This is a genomic window from Flavobacterium sp. FlaQc-52, assembly GCF_044007495.1.
Taxonomy (GTDB): domain Bacteria; phylum Bacteroidota; class Bacteroidia; order Flavobacteriales; family Flavobacteriaceae; genus Flavobacterium; species Flavobacterium cupriresistens.
In genome coordinates this window covers 452,570-472,368 of the sequence record NZ_JBIPCV010000003.1, presented here as the reverse complement: position 1 = coordinate 472,368, position 19,799 = coordinate 452,570, and the positions used below count along the sequence as shown (strand labels likewise).

Annotated in this window: 21 protein-coding genes and 1 tRNA gene; 4 read left to right on the top strand and 18 right to left on the bottom strand. The window is 35.0% G+C overall.

Annotation, left to right across the window (positions count from 1 at the left end):
* Window positions 1-561 precede the first annotated feature (561 nt).
* Window positions 562-3,009, top strand: a complete 2,448-nt coding sequence (locus ACHRV5_RS08575; protein ID WP_395426456.1) for a hybrid sensor histidine kinase/response regulator — start codon at window positions 562-564, stop codon at window positions 3,007-3,009.
* Here the strand turns inward: ACHRV5_RS08575 and ACHRV5_RS08570 are convergent.
* The 12 genes from ACHRV5_RS08570 to pdxA all read right to left on the bottom strand — a co-directional run bounded on the left by ACHRV5_RS08570 (window position 3,006) and on the right by pdxA (window position 11,406).
* Window positions 3,006-4,349 carry a sigma-54 dependent transcriptional regulator gene (locus tag ACHRV5_RS08570; protein WP_230003689.1) on the bottom strand — a complete coding sequence of 448 codons (1,344 nt, stop codon included), beginning with the start codon at window positions 4,347-4,349 and terminating at the stop codon, window positions 3,006-3,008. The genes ACHRV5_RS08575 and ACHRV5_RS08570 overlap by 4 nt on opposite strands.
* Before the next feature lie 127 nt (window positions 4,350-4,476).
* Window positions 4,477-4,773, bottom strand: coding sequence for a hypothetical protein (locus ACHRV5_RS08565; RefSeq protein ID WP_047776834.1), 297 nt, complete (start codon window positions 4,771-4,773; stop codon window positions 4,477-4,479).
* An 8-nt stretch (window positions 4,774-4,781) separates the two neighbouring features.
* Window positions 4,782-5,078, bottom strand: coding sequence for a PepSY-like domain-containing protein (locus tag ACHRV5_RS08560; protein ID WP_047776832.1), 297 nt, complete (start codon window positions 5,076-5,078; stop codon window positions 4,782-4,784).
* 36 nt (window positions 5,079-5,114) lie between these two features.
* The gene (locus tag ACHRV5_RS08555) at window positions 5,115-5,405 is read right to left on the bottom strand and encodes a hypothetical protein (RefSeq protein WP_395426455.1); all 291 of its coding nucleotides are present in this window, start codon (window positions 5,403-5,405) and stop codon (window positions 5,115-5,117) included.
* A 27-nt stretch (window positions 5,406-5,432) separates the two neighbouring features.
* Entirely contained in the window at window positions 5,433-5,729 is a 297-nt protein-coding gene (locus ACHRV5_RS08550) for a hypothetical protein (RefSeq protein WP_395426454.1), read from the bottom strand.
* A gap of 56 nt (window positions 5,730-5,785) precedes the next feature.
* Window positions 5,786-6,082 (bottom strand): hypothetical protein, encoded by a 297-nt coding sequence (locus tag ACHRV5_RS08545; protein ID WP_230003691.1) that lies wholly within the window; start codon window positions 6,080-6,082, stop codon window positions 5,786-5,788.
* Window positions 6,083-6,388: 306 nt separating this feature from the next.
* A complete protein-coding gene (gene accC / locus ACHRV5_RS08540; RefSeq protein ID WP_047776826.1) occupies window positions 6,389-7,735 on the bottom strand; it encodes an acetyl-CoA carboxylase biotin carboxylase subunit in 1,347 nt (448 codons plus the stop codon).
* An 85-nt stretch (window positions 7,736-7,820) separates the two neighbouring features.
* Window positions 7,821-8,309: an acetyl-CoA carboxylase biotin carboxyl carrier protein gene (accB, locus tag ACHRV5_RS08535; RefSeq protein WP_047776824.1), complete on the bottom strand. Its 489-nt coding sequence runs from the start codon at window positions 8,307-8,309 to the stop codon at window positions 7,821-7,823.
* 23 nt (window positions 8,310-8,332) lie between these two features.
* Window positions 8,333-9,331 carry a beta-ketoacyl-ACP synthase III gene (locus tag ACHRV5_RS08530; RefSeq protein WP_047776822.1) on the bottom strand — a complete coding sequence of 333 codons (999 nt, stop codon included), beginning with the start codon at window positions 9,329-9,331 and terminating at the stop codon, window positions 8,333-8,335.
* A gap of 172 nt (window positions 9,332-9,503) precedes the next feature.
* The gene (gene rpmF / locus ACHRV5_RS08525) at window positions 9,504-9,698 is read right to left on the bottom strand and encodes a 50S ribosomal protein L32 (RefSeq protein ID WP_007137315.1); all 195 of its coding nucleotides are present in this window, start codon (window positions 9,696-9,698) and stop codon (window positions 9,504-9,506) included.
* A gap of 9 nt (window positions 9,699-9,707) precedes the next feature.
* Window positions 9,708-10,250, bottom strand: coding sequence for a DUF177 domain-containing protein (locus tag ACHRV5_RS08520; RefSeq protein ID WP_047776821.1), 543 nt, complete (start codon window positions 10,248-10,250; stop codon window positions 9,708-9,710).
* 106 nt (window positions 10,251-10,356) lie between these two features.
* Window positions 10,357-11,406 (bottom strand): 4-hydroxythreonine-4-phosphate dehydrogenase PdxA, encoded by a 1,050-nt coding sequence (gene pdxA, locus ACHRV5_RS08515; RefSeq protein WP_047776819.1) that lies wholly within the window; start codon window positions 11,404-11,406, stop codon window positions 10,357-10,359.
* Window positions 11,407-11,463: 57 nt separating this feature from the next.
* Between pdxA and ACHRV5_RS08510 the strand changes: the two genes are divergently transcribed.
* Window positions 11,464-12,054 (top strand): riboflavin synthase, encoded by a 591-nt coding sequence (locus tag ACHRV5_RS08510; protein WP_395426453.1) that lies wholly within the window; start codon window positions 11,464-11,466, stop codon window positions 12,052-12,054.
* A 36-nt stretch (window positions 12,055-12,090) separates the two neighbouring features.
* On the opposite strand, the gene ACHRV5_RS08505 is transcribed toward ACHRV5_RS08510, so the two are convergent.
* The 5 genes from ACHRV5_RS08505 to ACHRV5_RS08485 form a co-directional block, all read right to left on the bottom strand.
* Window positions 12,091-12,330: a hypothetical protein gene (locus ACHRV5_RS08505; protein WP_395426452.1), complete on the bottom strand. Its 240-nt coding sequence runs from the start codon at window positions 12,328-12,330 to the stop codon at window positions 12,091-12,093.
* A 174-nt stretch (window positions 12,331-12,504) separates the two neighbouring features.
* Window positions 12,505-12,578 (bottom strand) — tRNA-Ile (locus tag ACHRV5_RS08500).
* Window positions 12,579-12,725: 147 nt separating this feature from the next.
* A complete protein-coding gene (mce, locus tag ACHRV5_RS08495) occupies window positions 12,726-13,130 on the bottom strand; it encodes a methylmalonyl-CoA epimerase (RefSeq protein WP_047776788.1) in 405 nt (134 codons plus the stop codon).
* A gap of 31 nt (window positions 13,131-13,161) precedes the next feature.
* The gene (locus tag ACHRV5_RS08490; protein WP_395426451.1) at window positions 13,162-15,519 is read right to left on the bottom strand and encodes a hypothetical protein; all 2,358 of its coding nucleotides are present in this window, start codon (window positions 15,517-15,519) and stop codon (window positions 13,162-13,164) included.
* Entirely contained in the window at window positions 15,479-16,459 is a 981-nt protein-coding gene (locus tag ACHRV5_RS08485; RefSeq protein ID WP_395426450.1) for a hypothetical protein, read from the bottom strand. The genes ACHRV5_RS08490 and ACHRV5_RS08485 overlap by 41 nt, the downstream gene beginning before the upstream one ends.
* A gap of 194 nt (window positions 16,460-16,653) precedes the next feature.
* Between ACHRV5_RS08485 and ACHRV5_RS08480 the strand changes: the two genes are divergently transcribed.
* Window positions 16,654-18,345 carry an Ig-like domain-containing protein gene (locus ACHRV5_RS08480; RefSeq protein ID WP_395426449.1) on the top strand — a complete coding sequence of 564 codons (1,692 nt, stop codon included), beginning with the start codon at window positions 16,654-16,656 and terminating at the stop codon, window positions 18,343-18,345.
* A gap of 220 nt (window positions 18,346-18,565) precedes the next feature.
* Window positions 18,566-19,006: a cytochrome c oxidase assembly factor Coa1 family protein gene (locus ACHRV5_RS08475; protein ID WP_395426447.1), complete on the top strand. Its 441-nt coding sequence runs from the start codon at window positions 18,566-18,568 to the stop codon at window positions 19,004-19,006.
* 20 nt (window positions 19,007-19,026) lie between these two features.
* Here the strand turns inward: ACHRV5_RS08475 and ACHRV5_RS08470 are convergent, their stop codons facing one another.
* Window positions 19,027-19,794, bottom strand: a complete 768-nt coding sequence (locus ACHRV5_RS08470; RefSeq protein ID WP_395426446.1) for a nitrilase family protein — start codon at window positions 19,792-19,794, stop codon at window positions 19,027-19,029.
* Between the last annotated feature and the right edge of the window lie 5 nt (window positions 19,795-19,799).

Here is a 19,799-nt window from a genome sequence, read left to right as displayed (position 1 = left end):
TGAAAAAACTGCCACAGATTAAAGGATTAAAATGATTGGATAATCTGCGACGCAAAAAAACAGACACGAATTGCACTAATTACACTAATTAATTCGTGCCGATTGGTGAAATTCGTGGCAAAAAAATCAAGACGATCAGATAATCTGTGCGAATCTTTTTAATCTGTGGCAAAAAATTAAACACGAATTGCACTAATTACACTAATTAATTCGTGCCAATTGGAGATATTCTTGGCAAAAAAACCAAAACGATCAGATAATCTGTGCGAATCTTTTTAATCTGTGGCAAAAAAATCAAACACGAATTGCACTAATTACACTAATTAATTCGTGGCAAAAAAAAACAATTCGTGCCAATTCGTGAAATTCGTGTTTAAAAAAAATAACTGTAGATTTTCTAGATCGAACCTGTTTCATCTTTAAAATCTGCGGTTTTTTTAAGCCTCATATTATAATTATACAAGATTTTCCTCGCGGTTTATAATCCTAAATCAGAAAATTTTAAATAAATTGCAGTTGTTTCATTTACAAAAACCCTTGCAATTCCTGTTACCCTAATTTATGGAGAGTAAAAAAAGTTACATGCCGATTAAAGTACTCTTCAGTTATATTGCATTACTGGGATTAGTTGTTACGGTTGGTTGGTTCCTATATTCTGAAAATAAAGTTTATAACAAACTCGAAGAAAAAATAGGCTTTGAAAAAACCAAGATTTTAAGAGTCAGCAAACTCTTCTCCAATGTATACAAAACAGAAAGTTTGGCCCGAAAAACGATCCAGACGAATTCTGAAAATGATTTTAAAAGTTATATTATTGAAACAGATTCCCTGCGTGCAAGAATTGATACCTTAAAACAAATCGTTACTACCGACTATCAGAAAACTTTACTAGACAGTGTTACCTATTTTTTGTCCGAAAAAACAGAGAATATCCGACAGCTAAAAGCCATAAAAAACAAGGCCGACGATGAAGTTTCGGTCAATACCGCCATTGACGAAATTACCAAAATGGAATTCAAACTCCGTAAGCTGGAACTTCAGGATTTTACGAAAAGCCCCAATCAATTGGGGAATTACCAGCGAAATGTGCTTCAGAAATATGTTGATTATCTCAATCAGAATATTCCCGACGACAGCACCAATACGTTGAGTAAACAGGCCTCCGATTCCATCTTAGCCAATTCAAAAAAATTACTGAGCAATGTCAAAATAAAAGCAGAAAAAAAGAAAGAATCGCTGAATTTTGAAGAAAACAAATTGCTAAAAAATGAAATTGCCATCTCGGAACAACTTAGAAAAGTACTTCGTATCATTGAACGGGAGATCATTATCAACTCTATAAAGAACAACTCCTTAAAAGAAAAATCACTTAAAAAAGTCAATGATATCGTAACAGCATCTGCCATTATTGGTTTATTACTGACGGTGTTTTTCTCTATTTTAATTGTCAGCGATTACTCCAAATCTCAATTGTATAAAAAACAGCTCGAGATTGCTAATTTCAAAACCAAGAACCTACTAAAAAGCCGTGAGCAACTTATCTCAACGGTAAGTCATGACCTGAAAACACCTTTGAGCACCATAGTGGGCTACACGGAACTTTTGGGCAATTCTGATGTGACAACCAAACAATCCTATTTCGTTAAAAACATTAAAAATTCCTCCGAGTATATTTCGCAACTCGTTCAGGATTTATTGGACTTTTCCCAAATTGAAGCGGGGAAAATCAGCATCGAGAAAGTACCGTTCCTTTTACCTGAACTTATTGAAGAGGCTGCCAAAAATATTCAGACCGTTTATAAAAACAAAACCATCGATCTTATTATCAATGTTGACGATCAGCTGAGCAGCAAAATAGTCGGCGATCCGTTTCGTTTAAAGCAAATCCTGACCAATATAATCGGGAATGCTTATAAATTTACAGAAAAAGGCTTTATCAAAATCAGTGCTTATGTTGCAGACAACAGCGACTTTTTTGTTATTACCATTGAAGATACCGGAATTGGAATTGAGAAAGGAAACCAACAATTGGTTTTTGAAGAATTTGCACAAGCCAATGAAAATATTGAAAAACAATATGGCGGAACCGGCTTAGGGCTGTCTATCTGCCAAAAAATAGTCACCATTCTTCAAGGAAGCTTAACCCTTAGAAGTACTTTTGGAGAAGGAAGTACTTTTGAAATCAAACTCCCTTTATTATTTGACAGTACTAAAAACACAACGGCTACAACCCCGAAACAGCCCGCTAACCTCAATACAAAAAAGCTGACTTTTATTGTTATTGACGACGATATCAATTTATTGAATTTAACCAGTGGCGTCTTAAAGCAGGAAAATCATCATGTTTTGTCTTTTAACGAAGCCGTAAAAGCGTTAGAAACCATTGCTACTACTGATTTTGACTTTATCATCACCGATATTCAAATGCCGGAAATGGATGGTTTTATGTTTATTGAAAAATTAAAAAACAGTGCGCTTTCGACATTCAAAAGCCAACCTATAATTGCACTGACGGGAAGAACAGATCTCGATTTCTCCGTTTACACAGCGGCCGGATTCACCACTGTTATCAAAAAACCGTATTCCCCAAAAATGCTGCTTGAAACCCTACATCATATTGTGGAAGATATTCCGCTGCCCAATAGTGAAATAGGAACTACTGAAGCTTTATCCAACAACGAATCTCTGTATTCGTTAGATACCCTGAAAGAATTTTTAGGCAATGATGCTGATGCTTTGAAAGATGTTATCACCTCGTTTATTGAAAGTACTAAAGAAAATTTGACTTACTTAAACAAAGCAATAACAGAAGAAGACATCACTGAAGTAAACCTTATTGCACACCGAATTGCACCAATGTTCAAACAAATTGAATCTGATGAAATTGCCGGTATTTTAAAAACTTTAGAAAAGAATGAATTTAAAAATTCTGATTTAGAAAGTATATTCAACAGTTTAAAAGCCCAAATCGAAACGCTTTTTATTGCGCTGCAACAAGAAATAGCTTAATCTATATTGTATTGCTTTAGCTTATTGTAAAGTGTTTTTCTGGTAATCTTAAGCAGTTTAGCCGCTTCTGATTTATTGTTCTGTGCTTTGGATAATGCGTGAATAATGGCCTCTTTCTCGTTTTCTGACAATGAAAAATTTCCTTTAGAATTTTGCTGTTTTTCGATTTGAAAAAATTCTGTTGGTAAAACTTCACTTTCAATATAATCACCACGTGACAATAATGTGGCACGTTTTACGCAATTTTGAAGTTCACGTAAATTTCCGGGCCAGCTGTAGTTTTGAAAAATTCGGATCACATCCGGTGAAAAACCAATAATCTCTTTGTTTAATTGCTGATTGGCTTTCTCGAGAAAATAATCGGCAAAAACCATTAAATCTTCTTCACGGTCTGTCAAGGAAGGAGACTGAATAGAAAACTCATTAATTCTATGGTATAAATCTTCACGGAAATCACCATTTTTAACGGCTTCCCGCAAATCTTCATTGGTGGCCGTAATAATTCTGATATCAACGTTAATTTCTTTATTGCTTCCTACGGGTTTAATTTTTCGTTCTTGAAGTGCTCTTAGCAACTGTATCTGATTTTCGTACGAAAGATTTCCTATTTCATCTAAAAAAAGAGTTCCACCGTTAGCCGCTTCAAAATAACCCATTTTGTCGCTGATTGCTCCGGTAAAAGATCCTTTTAAATGTCCGAAAAACTCACTTGCAGCCAATTCTTTTGGGATTGCACCACAATCAACGGCAATGAAATTATTGCTTTTTCGGGTGCTTTGTTCGTGAATGCTTTTGGCGATGATTTCTTTTCCTGTACCACTTTCCCCAATAATTAAAACAGACATGTCCGTTGGGCTTACCAATTGAATATGATCCAGTAATTTTTTTGAAGCTACAGAAATTCCTCGTACAAATTCGTTCTCCGTAGCGGCAGTTTGTTTTTTGACAACTTTCTTTTCTTTTGTTGGAACTTGAACTTGCGGAGTTTGCAAAGCGTTTGTAATAACCAACAAAACTTCATCGGGATTAAACGGTTTCGAAATATAGTCTGCAGCGCCATTTTTGATCGCTTTTACAGCCGTATTCACATCGGAGTATCCTGTCATTAAGATCACAGGTATTTCGGGATTGGAAGCCTTAAATTCAGTCATAAGTACAATGCCATCAGAATCCGGTAATCGAAGATCCGTTAAAATCAAATCGAATAATTGATTGTTAACTGCTACTCGGGCTTCTGCAGCTGAAAAGGCAATGATTACTTCATATTCTTTTTTTATCAAGAACTTCTCCAATAATTTGCAGAATGAAATATCATCTTCTATTAGTAATATCTTTGGCATTGTTTTTTAGTGACTTTTTTGCTAAAATAATACTATTAAACTTGTCTTTTCATAAAATTTTGCAAAAAAAAGAGATTGTTATCCAACAATCTCTTTTTTACCAAAAACATAAATCTAATTCACCTAATTATATTTTCAACCAGTTGCCATTGACATCTGAGTAGACAGTAGCCTTTTGGTCACCAACTGATATATCTAATTTGTACTCTTTTTTCTCGTTTACATAAGCTTTAACCAATTTTGCCCCAGGGTACGCTGTTTCCAATGCCGTTTTTACTGCTGCCGGAACAGCATCTGTACCAACTTCGGTATATTCGGTTTGGAAACTTGTTTCCGTTTTCACTTCTTCAGAATGTACAATTGTAGTGGCATAAATGGATAGGCTTCCTAAAACGATTGCGGCTATTAAAACGATCTTTTTCATATTTTTTCTTATTTAACTATGTTTCCCGCAGCATCAGAGAATATAATATACTTTTTGTCTCCTTTAGAGATTTCAAGCTTATACTCTTTCTTCTCATTTACATACGCTTTTTCAAGTTTAGTACCTGGAAAAGATTTTTCAACTGTTGATTTTACTGCTGCCGGAACTGCATCTGCACTAACTTCCTTAAACTCATCTTGAATAAGTACGGATTGGTTTACTGCATTTTCTAATGATGGAGTTGTGGCTGCATTAACAGTTAAACTTCCTAAAACGATTGCTGTTGCTACTACTAAATTTTTCATAATGATTTTTTTATTGGGTTGTTTAATAATTAGTTATTATTTTTTTAGAATATTTCCTTGAGCATCGGTGTACACAACTGACTTTACGTCTCTTACAACGATCTCAATTTTATATTCTTTCTTTTCATTAACGTATGCTTTTTCAAGCTTCACCCCCGGATAAGCATTATCTAAAGCTGTTTTGATGGCTGCCGGAACAGCATCTATTTCTTTATACTCCTCCTGAGTGGTTTCTAACTGGACTTTTGTGGTTTTGATAAAAGTGGTTCCAGCCTGCATTGACAAAGTTCCTAAAACGATTGTCGCAGTGATCATTAATTTTTTCATAAGATATAGTTTTTAAGTTTACTTTGGTTATTTTTTAATCCAGGTTCCATCTGCATTAGCAAAAAGATTCCCGGTTTTGTCCCCAACGGTAACTTCTAATTTATATTCTGAATTTGCATTTTTGAATGCCTTGGCAAGTACAGCAGTCGGATAAGCTTTTTTAAGAGCATCGGTAATCGCGACTGGTACTTCCTCCAGCTTCACTTCAGTATATTCGTCCTGAACTGAGATTGTTTTTAGGATTGTAGTAGAAATGGGAGAAGTTGAAGCAAATGAAGTCAAAGTTCCCAAAACGATTGCGGCTGATAGAAATAAATTTTTCATAGTGTGTATATATTTAATAGTGTTTATTGAATGCTTTTTAAGAGAAACCAAGATACTTATTTTTTGATCCAGGTTCCATCTGCGTTAGCAAAAAGATTTCCCGTTTTATCTCCAACTGTTACTTCTAATTTGTACTCTGAATTTGTATTTTTGAATGCTTTAGCAAGTACAGCAGTTGGATATGCTTTTTTAAGAGCGTCTGTAACAGCAGTAGGAAGTTCTTCCAATTTAATCTCTGTATAGTCATCCTGAACTGAGATCGTTTTTACTGTTGTGTTACTAATTGGAGTAGTTGAGGCAAATGAAGTTAAACTTCCCAAAACGATTGCGGCTGATAAAAATAAATTTTTCATAATGTATATGTTTAGTTATTTAATAGTTGTTATACGCTTTAGGATAATGAAATTATTATGCCGTAAGTACAAAACCAACCATCAAACGCCCTAAGCTCTTATTTTAAAAGGCTTTAAACAAAATACAACAAAACTCAAAAACAAACAAAACTGTATACTATTACGAAATAGTGTGTAAAAAGTATACACAAATAGTGTTTACTTAGCGAAAAACCAAACCGGCAAACCGGAGCGTTTTTTTTAAACAGTAGAAATAAACTAACTATAGAAACAAAAAAAGGCTATCAAAATTGATAGCCTTTAAAATTATTCGATTGGATTCATTTTGAAAGTATCCATAAATGCAGTGGTATAATCTCCTGCAATATATCTTGGATCATCCATTAATTGTCTGTGGAAAGGTATTGTAGTTTTCACACCTTCAATAACGAACTCATCCAAAGCTCTTCGCATCTTGCTTATTGCTTCTTCACGAGATTGCGCTGTTGTAATTAACTTGGCAATCATCGAATCGTAATTAGGTGGAATACTATAACCAGAGTAAACGTGTGTATCTAAACGTACACCGTGACCTCCCGGCATATGAAGCGTAGTAATTTTTCCCGGTGAAGGGCGAAAATCGTTATAAGGATCTTCAGCATTAATACGACATTCTATAGCGTGTAATTGTGGTAAATAGTTTTTTCCGGAAATTGGAATTCCTGCAGCCACCATAATTTGCTCACGAATCAAATCATAATCTATAACTTGTTCTGTGATCGGGTGCTCTACCTGAATACGGGTATTCATTTCCATGAAATAGAAATTTCTGTGTTTGTCAACCAAAAATTCTACTGTTCCTGCTCCTTCGTATTTAATAAACTCAGCAGCTTTTACAGCAGCTTCTCCCATAGCAGCACGCAATTCGTCTGTCATGAAAGGGGAAGGTGTTTCTTCAGTAAGTTTTTGGTGACGACGTTGTACCGAGCAATCTCTTTCAGAAAGGTGACATGCTTTTCCATAAGAATCTCCTACAACCTGAATTTCGATATGACGTGGTTCTTCAATAAGTTTCTCCATGTACATTCCGTCATTCCCAAAAGCAGCAGCAGCTTCCTGACGTGCGCTTTCCCAGGCTTTCAATAAGTCTTCTTCTTTCCAAACAGCACGCATTCCTTTTCCACCACCACCGGCAGTAGCTTTAAGCATTACCGGGTAACCAAATTCTTTAGCCAGTTCCTGTGTTTGTTCAAAAGATTCTAACAATCCGTCTGAACCTGGAACACAAGGTACTCCTGCTTCTTTCATGGTAGCTTTTGCAGAAGCTTTGTCTCCCATTCTGTCAATCATTTCAGGAGCGGCACCAATAAATTTGATTCCGTGCTCTTGGCAAATTTTAGAGAATTTAGCATTCTCAGAAAGAAAACCGTATCCCGGGTGTATTGCGTCTGCATTGGTAATCTCAGCAGCAGCAATAATATTTGACATTTTCAAATACGATAAGTTACTTGGAGGAGGTCCTATACAAACCGCTTCGTCAGCGAACTTAACATGTAGACTTTCTGCATCAGCTGTAGAGTAAACCGCTACAGTTTTGATTCCCATCTCTTTACATGTACGAATTACACGAAGTGCAATTTCTCCTCTATTCGCAATTAATATTTTTTTAAACATCTTACTTATATTAAAAATTACAAATTCCAATCTCCTAATTCCAACTCATTGGATTTTGTGATTTGTCTATTGGAATTTTTAAAAACTATGATGGATCAACTAAAAATAAAGGTTGGTCAAATTCTACAGGAGACATATCGTCAACAAGAATTTTTACAATTTTACCTGAAACTTCTGATTCGATTTCGTTGAATAATTTCATTGCTTCAATTACACAAAGAACATCACCTTTAGCGATAGTGCTTCCCACTTCAGTGAAAACGGCTTTATCCGGAGATGGTTTTCTATAAAACGTTCCAATAATTGGAGATTTTATAGTGATATACTTAGAATCTTCTGTTGCAGCTGGTGTATCAGTGTTAACATTTACAACAACCGGAGCTGTCTGCTGAGGAACTACTGCCTGTGGCAATGCAGTTTGAGCAGGTAATTGTTGCACATAAGTAGCTTCTGTTACATTTGTTTCCAAAGTTGTTCTGATCGTGATTTTCACATCATCCATTTCCAACTTAACTTCTGCAACTCCCGAATTTGCAACAAATTTGATTAGGTTTTGAATTTCTTTTAAATCCATAATGATTTGTTTTTAGTTTTAATTTATTTCTTATCGTAAGCCCATTTTAGGTAAATAGATCCCCAAGTGAATCCACCACCAAAAGCGGCAAAAATAATATTATCTCCTTTTTTTAATAAGTGTTCAAAGTCGTTTAGCACTAATGGTAAAGTTGCTGAAGTTGTATTACCATATCTTTCGATATTCATTAATACTTTAGAATCTTCAAGCTCCATTCTGTTTGCTGTCGCATCAATAATACGTTTGTTTGCCTGATGTGCTACTAACCAGCTTACATCTTCTCTAGTCAAATTGTTTCTTTTTAAGATCAATTCGCTGGCATCAGCCATATTAGTTACTGCGTATTTGAAAACGGTTTTCCCGTCCTGAAAAACATTGTGTAGTTTGTTTTGTACGGTCTCTGCTGTAGTAGGAATCAGAGAACCACCGGCAGCGATCTTAAGAAAATCACGTCCTACGCCATCACTGCGTAAATATTCGTCTTGTAAACCTAAGCCTTCATAATTTGGCTCAAATAAAACAGCTCCTGCGCCGTCTCCAAAAATAATACAAGTCGCTCTATCTGTATAATCTACAATTGATGACATTTTATCCGCACCAATCAATAATACTTTTTTATACCGTCCTGACTGAATATAAGCTGCAGCCGTAGACATTCCGTATAAAAAACTTGAACATGCTGCTTGCAAATCGTATGCAAAAGCATTTGTAGCTCCAATTTCTGTGGCAACAAAAACTCCCGTAGAAGCTACTGGCATATCTGCTGTTGCCGTTGCCATTATAACCATATCAATCTCTAACGGATCAATATTTGCTTTCGCTATTAAATCCTGTGCTGCTTTTATAGCAAGAAACGATGTTCCTTTGTCAGCATCTTTAAGAATCCTTCTTTCTTTTATCCCGGTACGAGTGGTAATCCATTCGTCATTGGTATCAACCATTGTTTCTAAAACTTTGTTCGAAAGTACAAAGTCAGGAACATAAGCTCCAACAGCGGTAATTGCGGCTGTGATTGTATTCATTATATTCTATTATTTCCTTCCAAATACTCCTATTTGAAAAATTTTTAAAAGACTTGAAAATTACAAAAAAAAACAAAGCGAATTTGTATCTATTTTCTTAAAAAAAGAAAATTATAACCAACAAAAAAAACTCCCACGATGTGAGAGTTCCAGTATTTTTTACAAAAACGTATTAAGCAACCGCTACAGATTTATCGATAACAACTTGCCCTCTGTAATACATTTTACCTTCATGCCAGTAAGCTCTGTGGTATAAATGTGCCTCTCCAGTGATAGGACATGTAGCGATCTGAGCTACAGTAGCTTTATAATGTGTTCTTCTCTTATCTCTTCTTGTTTTCGAGATTTTTCTCTTAGGATGTGCCATTTTACTATATTATTTATCCGTTAATAGTTTCTTTAATTTGTCCCAACGCGGGTCAATATCTTCTTCTTGTTTACTCTCTTCTTTTTGTTCTTTTACGGTTAATTCATTCAGTTTTGTTAAAGCTTCGGTTTGCAAACTTCCGTCTTTTACTCCTGGATGAACTCGTTTTAGCGGTACCGAAAGTGCAATCATCTCGTAAATGTATTGTGCTACATCTATTTCATGCTCTCCATGCGGCAAGATCAACAACTCTTCATTGTCGTTATTGAATTCATCTCCGAAGCGAACAATTAATTTCATTTTCCCTTTTATAGGCAAATCAAATTCTTCGCTTGTCAGATCACAAGGTACATTTATCGTTCCTTTGTGTTTGAAATCCAACTCCATCATGTTGCTTTTCTTATCTAAAACTAAAGCCACTTTGATATCCGAACTTTGAAATTCGTCGTAATCAAAGTTCTCAAAGAACGCGTTACTTATTTGATACTCAAAATGGTGTTTTCCTAATTTTAATCCTACGAAAGGAATTAAAAATTCTTTTGTTTTGCTCATTTCAACATCAATTTATCCAACCGGTATCTAAAACTCAGATACCTGAATTGGGGTGCAAAGATATAAAATTATTATAAAACTAATAATCTTATTCACCTTTTTTTGTTTATAACTGTTTTTCTTTTATTTTAAGAGGTTTTTGAGTAATCTCCTCATGCTGATTACGCGAGCGAAAAATATCAATCGCAAGGTAAACAGCCTCTTTAAATGAATTGTAATCTGCAACATCTTTTCCAGCAATATCATAAGCCGTACCGTGGTCCGGCGAGGTTCTTACCTTATTCAATCCTGCTGTATAATTAACCCCTTTACCGAACGAAAGCGTTTTAAAAGGAATAAGTCCCTGATCGTGATAAGTCGCCACAACAGCATCATATTTTTCATATTGACTGCTTCCAAAAAACCCATCTGCAGGAAATGGCCCAAAAACCATAGTTCCTTTATCGAATATTTTTTTCAAAACAGGCTTTAAAATCAAATCATCTTCTTTCCCGATCACTCCACCATCACCACAATGAGGGTTCAACCCTAAAACTGCAATTTTCGGCTTCACAATACTAAAATCCTGAATTAAGGACTTTTTAATGGTTTCTATTTTTCTAGTGATCAATTCTTCTGTCAAATGAGACGAAACCTCATTCAACGGTACGTGATCCGTCAGCAAACCAACTCTCAGATTATCCTGAACCATCATCATAAGGGCATTTCCTTCTAATTCTTGCTCTAAATAATCGGTATGTCCCGGAAATTTAAATTCTTCCGACTGAATGTTGTATTTATTAATAGGAGCTGTAACCAAAACATCAATCAATCCATCCTTTAGTGCCTTTGTAGCCGCAACAAAAGATTTTACAGCATACTCCCCTATTTTTACATCATTTGTTCCAAAATTGACATCTACACCTTCTCTCCAAAGATTAAAGACATTCACTTTTCCCGTCACCACCTGGTCTAATTTATCTATCCCATGAAACTGAATGGTAGAAGTCACACTTTTTTTAACAAACGAAAGTATTTTGGCATTAGCAAAAATAACCGGCGTACAGAGTTCCAACATACGAGAATCTTCGAATGTTTTTAATATAACTTCGCTTCCAATACCGTTTAAATCTCCTATTGAAATTCCAACAATTATATTTTCTGCTTTTTTATTCATGTGCTCAGTTTATTTATTACTAATTTTGATGTGCAAATTTAGTAAAATAAAACAACAATGTTCACAGGAATTATAGAAACCCTAGGAAGAATTCACGAAATACAAAAAGACCAAAACAACCTTCATGTAACCGTTGAGTCTTCTATCACCAATGAATTAAAAATCGATCAAAGCGTTTCCCACAATGGCATCTGTCTGACTGTTGTCGCTATAAAAGACAGCTTTTATACGGTAACCGCAATCGAAGAAACCATTCTAAAAACCAATATAGGTGATTGGAAAGCCAACGACATCGTAAATTTGGAAAGAGGAATGAAACTCGGAGATCGTCTGGACGGACATATTGTACAAGGCCACGTAGACCAAACCGGAACCTGCACCAACATACAGGAAGCAAACGGAAGCTGGAATTACACTTTCGAGTATGATAAAAACCTCAGCAACATTACTATCGAGAAGGGATCCATAACCGTAAACGGAGTAAGTCTTACTGTTGTAAATTCGAAAACAAATGAGTTTAGTGTCTCAATAATCCCGTACACTTACGAAAACACCAGTTTTAAAAACTTTAAAATCGGAACAAAGATTAATTTGGAGTTTGATGTAGTAGGAAAATACATTTCAAGACTTTATTCGATAAACAAATAGTCTCTAAAACATGCTATATAAAAGAAAAGCTTCAATTTACATTGAAGCTTTTCTTTTATAACTATTTTTATATACAGTATGTGCTCCCAGAAACAAAGCACCTACAACTAAAATTATTAAATTCTGATCAATAGGCCCATCCGGCGGAGGCGGAGGCCCTGCAGCTGTCTTACTGGTCCTGGCCCTTGGTTCAGGAGGACCATCCTCAGCCATAACACTCGAAATACTAATCAAGGTCAAAACAAATACAAAAAAAACAGGCTTAGATATCTTCATAATTTTCAATACGCTGAAAAACAGCAGAGTACATTATTAAAATTATTTTTCTTATTATAATTCTCACAAAAACAAGTGTTTACGCTCAAAATTATTGGCAAATGTATAAGAATTTCATTTAAATGCAAGTTTTACAAATAAAAAAAGCTTCATAAAATTTATGAAGCTTTTCTGTGGTCCCACCTGGGCTCGAACCAGGGACCACCTGATTATGAGTCAGGTGCTCTAACCAGCTGAGCTATAGGACCGGTTTGAGGTTGCAATATTACTACTATTTTTCATTCACTCCAAATATTTTAAGAGATGTTTTCTATTTAATTTGCAACTGCCACCCTTATTTCACGGAACACAATTGATTTTCAATGGCTTATTCAGGAATAAAAAAACACATTTTTTTATCTTATTTCCTGACAAAGCTCCACCAAAACCCCATTTGTGTTTTTTGGATGTAGAAAAACCACCAACTTATTATCGGCTCCTCTTTTCGGCACCTCATTAATCAACACAAAACCTTCGTCTTTCAGTCGTGTTATTTCTGCGTGAATGTCTTCTACATCAAAAGCGATGTGATGAATTCCTTCTCCCTTTTTTTCTAAAAACTTCGCAATTGGACTTTCAGGATTTGTGGCCGTTAAAAGTTCAATTTTATTAACTCCTGTTTGAAAAAAAGAAGTCAAAACCCCTTCACTCTCTACCGATTCCATTTTGTATGACGGAACGCCCAATAATTTTTCGAACAATACATTAGCATCCTCCATGTTTTTTACTGCAATTCCGATATGTTCTATTTTATTTACCATTTCTTTTACTATTATTTAAACCTGCTCCTTATTATTGATTCACATACGTATTAAAATAACCACATTCCGCAATCACATCCTGATAATACTTCGTATCCGAATACTCTTTCTTCAGTGCTTTAAATCCATTCCAGGCAATAAAATTAATCTTATCGTCCTCCACTTCCCACCAACTGTTTACCTTATTGTATTTGTTGTTGTAATATTCGTTTCGTTCACACTTGGAGATTAAATAGACACATTTTGCTTTTTGTTCTTTTGTTGTCGCGGCTTCAAAGGCTTTTTGGTAATACATTTTTGAAACAGTACAATCCGTGATCATTCCTTTCATTGCACTTCTAAAAGAATAAGGACTTGAGCCGTAACCTACAATATTGATTTCGTAAAAACTTCTTCCGTTCCCAAAATGAGTGATATTGTAAAAAGCATTCCCAAGCAACAAACTATTGGTATAAACATCTTCTTTCTGAGCCAGTTTATCCTGCATGGTTTTCATGGTATTCAGGAATTCAAGCTGAGAATATTTCTTTTTTTGATAAGCCACATGATCACAATCATGACAGTCTTTTATGTTTCCATTAAACGGATTTCCTGAAAAGGTACGATACTGCACCGAGTCCGTTTGTTGCATAAAAGCAATTGCCTCCGGAATTTTATTCTTAAAAGTGGCCTGAACAGCCTGAAAATTATTAATATCTTTTAATTTAAAGCCATAAATCCCAGCCCCAATTTTCTCTATTTCGGTTTTATTGGATTTAGACAGAAATGCTTTCATCTCCAACAGCTCTTTTTCGTTATCATAAAAAGCATTACCCGAATTCCAATAACCGTAAGAAGAAGTGCCGAAAAGTTCCGCCATTACAGGATTTGCTTTTGCTTTGTAAAGCGCTGCCAAATAATTTTTACTCCATAACACTGCATTCTCATAACGGAACTCCTGTCCTTTGTATGTTTTTGGAAGCTCCTGATATAACCAATTCAAATCAGCCAGAATCGTTTTCTCATTTTGATCTGTCAATTTATCAATTTTACTCAGCGCATTCACAAAACGCAACAACCTCAACTGATATCCTGCCAGTTCTGTCTTCGGAAGTGTTTTTGCCGCTTTGTCAAAATTCTTATCCGCATTGGCAAAATCTCCTTTTAAAGTTTGCAAATAGCCCAGCGCAATATCCCACAAATAAGGTTTCTCTGTATTCCCTGCCGCTGCAATCTTTGCTGTTAAATCAAAAGCAGTTTGATCCATTTTAGCATAATTCTCTACCCTGTTCTCTGCAACCGTTTGCAATTTGGCTGGAACATTATCCCCCATATTCTGTTGAAACGAATAATTTATTTTTCCCTCTTCTATATTAATCAATCGTGTTAACAAATAATTCAGATGTTCGCTTTTTGAATCTAATGCGTAAATCTTTTCAATAGCCTGTTTTTCATCTTTATAATAGCCGTGAATTGCCCAAAGTGCCGCTTTTTCTTTGTTATTTTTAGCCAACGCTAAAGATTTATTCCAATCAGCAACATTCTGCGGATGAAAACAATAAGCCGTAACCACTCGCAACTCCGGACATTTATCAAAAACCTGTGCATACAGATAATTTGAAACCGCATACTTTTTTTGCTGATAATTTATTCCCGCAACATACGAAAGAGCCCTGTAATACAAGGTGTTTTTAGGAACTGAAGCTTCCGTTTTATTAAAAAACTGAATTGCTTTTTGCTTGTCATTACTATAAAATCGTGCTTTCACAGTAAGAAACCAATACCTGTTTTTCAGAAACGGATCTGAAGTCATATTGTAAACATTTTCAATTGACTGAATCATCTTCTTGTCATTGAATGTTTTAGCCACAACAGGGTCATAACGCCAATAATCCTCGCCGATAGAAACTGTTTCTATTTTCTGTGCTAAATACAAAAATTCAATAAAACTTTTGATTTTAACCTCTTTCAGACTCACTACTTTTCCCCATTTAAGCGAAGTCTTATTCTCTTTTTTCGTTTTATAAAAAACATGAAGCTGCTCAATTTCAACTTTATTCTTTAACGGTTTATTTCGGTCCTCATATGCCCTTTCTTCATCAGGACCAATCAGAAAATAACGCACAGTCGCAGCATCCGCCTTTCCCTTTAAAAAATTCTCCCAATCGAGTTTAATATTGTCATTAAACCTTGAATTGTGCTCGGTATCAGAACCAATTCCATAAAAGAAATCTCCCGACAAAAAAAGCGGCGCATAGGACTTATCTGCAAACGTCTCCGGTGTAAAATTCGAATTATAACCAAAATAATCCCAATCGTCTCCGCCTCCACAAGCATAAATTATTCCGTATGCAAAAAGCAAAGAGGCACTAGAAACAAGAAACAACTTGCTCAAAAATATTCTTTTCATAGTTTTTTAAATTGAATTCGTCTAAATCGTAAAATATAATTTCTTTTGGCGCTTGTGCCGTACTTTCGCCCAACTCCTTCGCCATTTGTTTCAAATCTTCGGGAGTAATGGCCTCGATTTTCAGCAGGTCATTTTCTTCATAAAAAACTCCATTTTTGTAGTTTGATTGTTTTACTTTGAAAAAAAAGGCACTTGTCTGCACAAAATTCTCATCCTTTTGAAGTTCACTAAAACTCAATTTAGAACGCAAACCAATCACTTTTTGATTTCTGATATGAACTCCCCACGAATATATAGGTAAAGCAAAATCGAGATGCAACGGATATTTTTTTAAACTCTTAAGATATCGCGCTGCAATTTTCTGATCGTAAATAGAATTTAACGAATCGGGCGCAATGGATCCCATATTGTAATACATCAAAACACCGGAATCGACATTTGGAATTTTGGTCTTTTTGAAATATTTAACCTGATGCAAGCGAATCGTTGCCGAAAGCTTTTTCTGCGAAAGCTTTTTAAAACGCTCCACAAATTTCAAATAATTGTCTTTGCTGTTTAGGGACCAATCACAGTCAATTTGGACTTCCCGAAAGGCAATTTTATTTACAGCACTGATCTCCTCTACTAATTGAACTGCTTTTTTGGCGAGGTTTTCAACATCTAAATTAGATTGCAACATGACTTTATTTTGAATAAAAATCACCGGAACAACATTAAAATTAGAAACATTTTCCTGAAACCGTATCGGACTAATCGGAATTGGCTCCTTTGTCTGAGGTTGTAAACCAATATCAAAATAACGGATATAAAGCTTTGTTACCTTATTTTCTTCCAGGATCTCTTTTTCGGTTTCAGACAATTTGAAGATTGTTTTCCAATAATAAAAGGCAATTGCCGGCTTATCATTTTTACTGCAGGAGAAGAGTAAAAAAACCAACATACCCCAAAAAACTTTTTTTATCAAAACTTGGAAAAATTACATTTAATGTCAAAAATAAGAAATTATATCAAATCCATTATTTGAAAGCATAAAAAAGCAGCGGAAACAAAATCCTGAAATCCTAATAAATGGATAAAAAATTTCAATTAAAGCAAATATAATCGTTATTTTGTGCAATCAAATTTAAAAACGTTATGTTGAAAAACAACCTCAGATATATTTCACTTTTATTAGTCTTTTTAATGTTGAGTTGCGCCAAAAGAGGCAGTATAACGGGCGGATTAAAAGACACCCTGGCTCCTGTTTTAAAATACAGCTCACCGAAAAATTTCACGACTAATTTTACAGGAAAGGAAATCACCCTGACTTTTGACGAATATATAAAACTTAAAAACGTCAACAAACAGTTGATTATCTCGCCACCAATGAAACAAGAGCCGATAATCACACCCTCTAATGCCAGTAAATTTATAAACATAAAATTTAGAGACACTTTACAACCTAATACCACGTACAGTTTAAATTTCGGACAGAGTATAACAGACAACAACGAAGGAAATCCGTACAATCAATTGAAGTACGTTTTTTCTACGGGCAGTTATATTGATTCGCTTTCTATTAACGGAACAATCAAAGATGCCTACGAGAAAAACGTTGACAATTTTGTCTCTGTAATGCTTTACGAAGTCAACGATACTTTTAAAGACTCTGTAATTTACAAGCAAAATCCGAGATACATCACGAACACGCTGGACAGTTTACGAACTTTTAAATTAGAAAATCTAAAAGCCGGAAAATATCTTTTGGTCGCCTTAAAAGACAAGGGAAACAACAACAAATTCAACCCTAAAGAAGATAAAATCGGATTTCTGAAAAACTACATTACAATACCAAACGATACTGTTTTTGAACTAGAATTATTCAAAGAAACCGTTCCCTTAAAAGCCTTAAAACCGATACAGGCTTCCGGAAACAGGCTATACCTCCCTTACGACGGAAAACAGAATTTCAAAAATAAGAAGCCAAAAATTGTACTTAAAAACAAGTCCGAAATTCTGGAGACGATTGTAACACAGTTTCCTAAAAAGGATTCTTTACAGGTGTGGTACAAACCCATAAAAACCGACTCCTTGTCGATGGAGATTGAAAGAGAAAATTACAAGAAGAAATTCACTTTTAAAATCAAAGACCAGAAAAAAGACACCTTAAACATAAAGGCAGTACAAAGCGGAACAATCAACTTCATTGAGCGATTTACCTTAGAAACCGAAACACCTTTGGTAAAATTTGACAAATCTAAAATCAAATTGATCAACAAGGATTCTGTCGCAGTTGATTTTACTACGGAATACGATGAATTCGATCAGAAACTCTATGTAGATTTTAAGAGAGAACCTCTGGAAAATTACAATTTTACCTTTTTCCCGGGAGCTTTGACCGATTTTTACGAAAAAACGAACGATACTTTATCGTATAAATTAACCACAAAAGAATACGAAGATTACGCCAATCTTAAATTGAATTTACGAAATGTAAAACGTTTTCCGATTATTGTAGAATTGATAAACAAAAAAGGAGATAAGATCATCGCGACGGAATATTCTGAAAGCAAAACCAATTTTGAGTTTAATCACATAGAGCCCGATTCATTTAGTATTCGTGTAATTTATGATGACAATAAAAATAAAATATACGACACCGGAAACTACCTGGAAAAACAATACCCTGAAGAAATCAATTATCTACAGGAAGCTTTTGATGTGAGAAGCAACTGGGATTGGTCACAGGATTTTGACTTAAGCATTCAGTACAATCCTGAACTGGAGAAAAAAGTCGACGATAAAAAGAAAAAAGAAGAAGCAAAAAAGAAAAAGACCGCCTTCTAAGTTTTAGTTCAATAAAAGTATTCGATCAAAATAGAATGAGCTCTCAAAACAAAGATTTCGAGAGCTTATTTTATTTTATAGAGAAATCGCAATTGCGTTAGAATCAACCGGATCTTTCGAAGAGAATCTCTCAATATCATTTCCTATTGAAGGTGTTTTTATTCCTTCTTCAACTTAAAACTTCACTAATTTTAAACTAAATTCAACAACAAACTAAAAAATGGAAAAAACCGAGAATGAATTAGTTCTAAGAAAAAGCTGGTGGAGTAGAAACTGGAAATGGTTTTTACCACTAACCCTACTATCGATCCTAAGCTTTGGATTTATTCTATCGTCAAATGTTGCAGGGAGTACAACTGATATTATTCAGGCCTATTCCGATAATTCTCTCTTTGAAGGCGCCATACAAAAAGCCAACTCGAATCAGGAAGTTTTAAAAATTATTGGCACTATAACACCTCTTGACCAATTGGCCATTTTAGAAGGAAACACCTCGTATTCTACAGGCTATAATGCTGTTCATTCTTCTGTTAGAATACAGGGCACCAAAACCAAAGGAAAACTGGATATCACAGCCTTCAAAAAAGGAACAGGATGGGCATACACAAAAATTGTAGTTCGCATTAAAAATTCAAAGAAAGAAATCAAAGTTTTGGACTAATTCTTAAAATTTTTATTTCATTAAATCGTAACTGTAAAATTATCTCTGTCACTTAAAAAATCGAGTTTTTTACGGGTTTCCAGCATTGTATTTTTATCGATTTCAACCACAAAAACACCTTCGTTTTCCTGAGGATCTAAAACAGGATTCCCGAGAAAATCTATCACTTGGGAGTGTCCGACATGCTCGTACTTATTAGCATCCAGCCCTACTCTGTTTACCGCTACTACATAACTTAAGTTTTCGATTGCACGCGCTTTCAGCAAAGCATCCCATGCATTTATACGAACTTTCGGCCAATTGGCAACATATAAAAGCAGGTCGTAATTCTCTACATTTCTAGCAAAAACCGGAAACCTCAAATCATAACAAATCTGAAGACAGATTTTCCAGTCTAAATATTCTACGATTACTTTCTGGGTTCCGCCGGTATAAAATTTGTTTTCTCCGGCCAGCGAAAACAAATGGCGTTTATCATATTGCTGCATTTCTCCATCCGGAAAAACAAACAACATTCTATTATAGTACTGCCCATTTTCTTCAATAATCAAACTTCCTGTAATAGCACATTTATTTTGCTTTGCTAAGGCTTGCATCCAGTGCACCGTTTCGCCTTGCATCGTTTCGGCGATTGCTTTCGCATTCATAGTAAATCCTGTCGAAAACATTTCGGGAAGTACAATCAGGTCAACTGCTTGCGCAATTCCATTGATTTTTTGCTCAAAATGATTTCGATTTTTATCAGGCTGTTCCCAATATAGGTCTGATTGAATAAGTACAATTTTCATCTTAC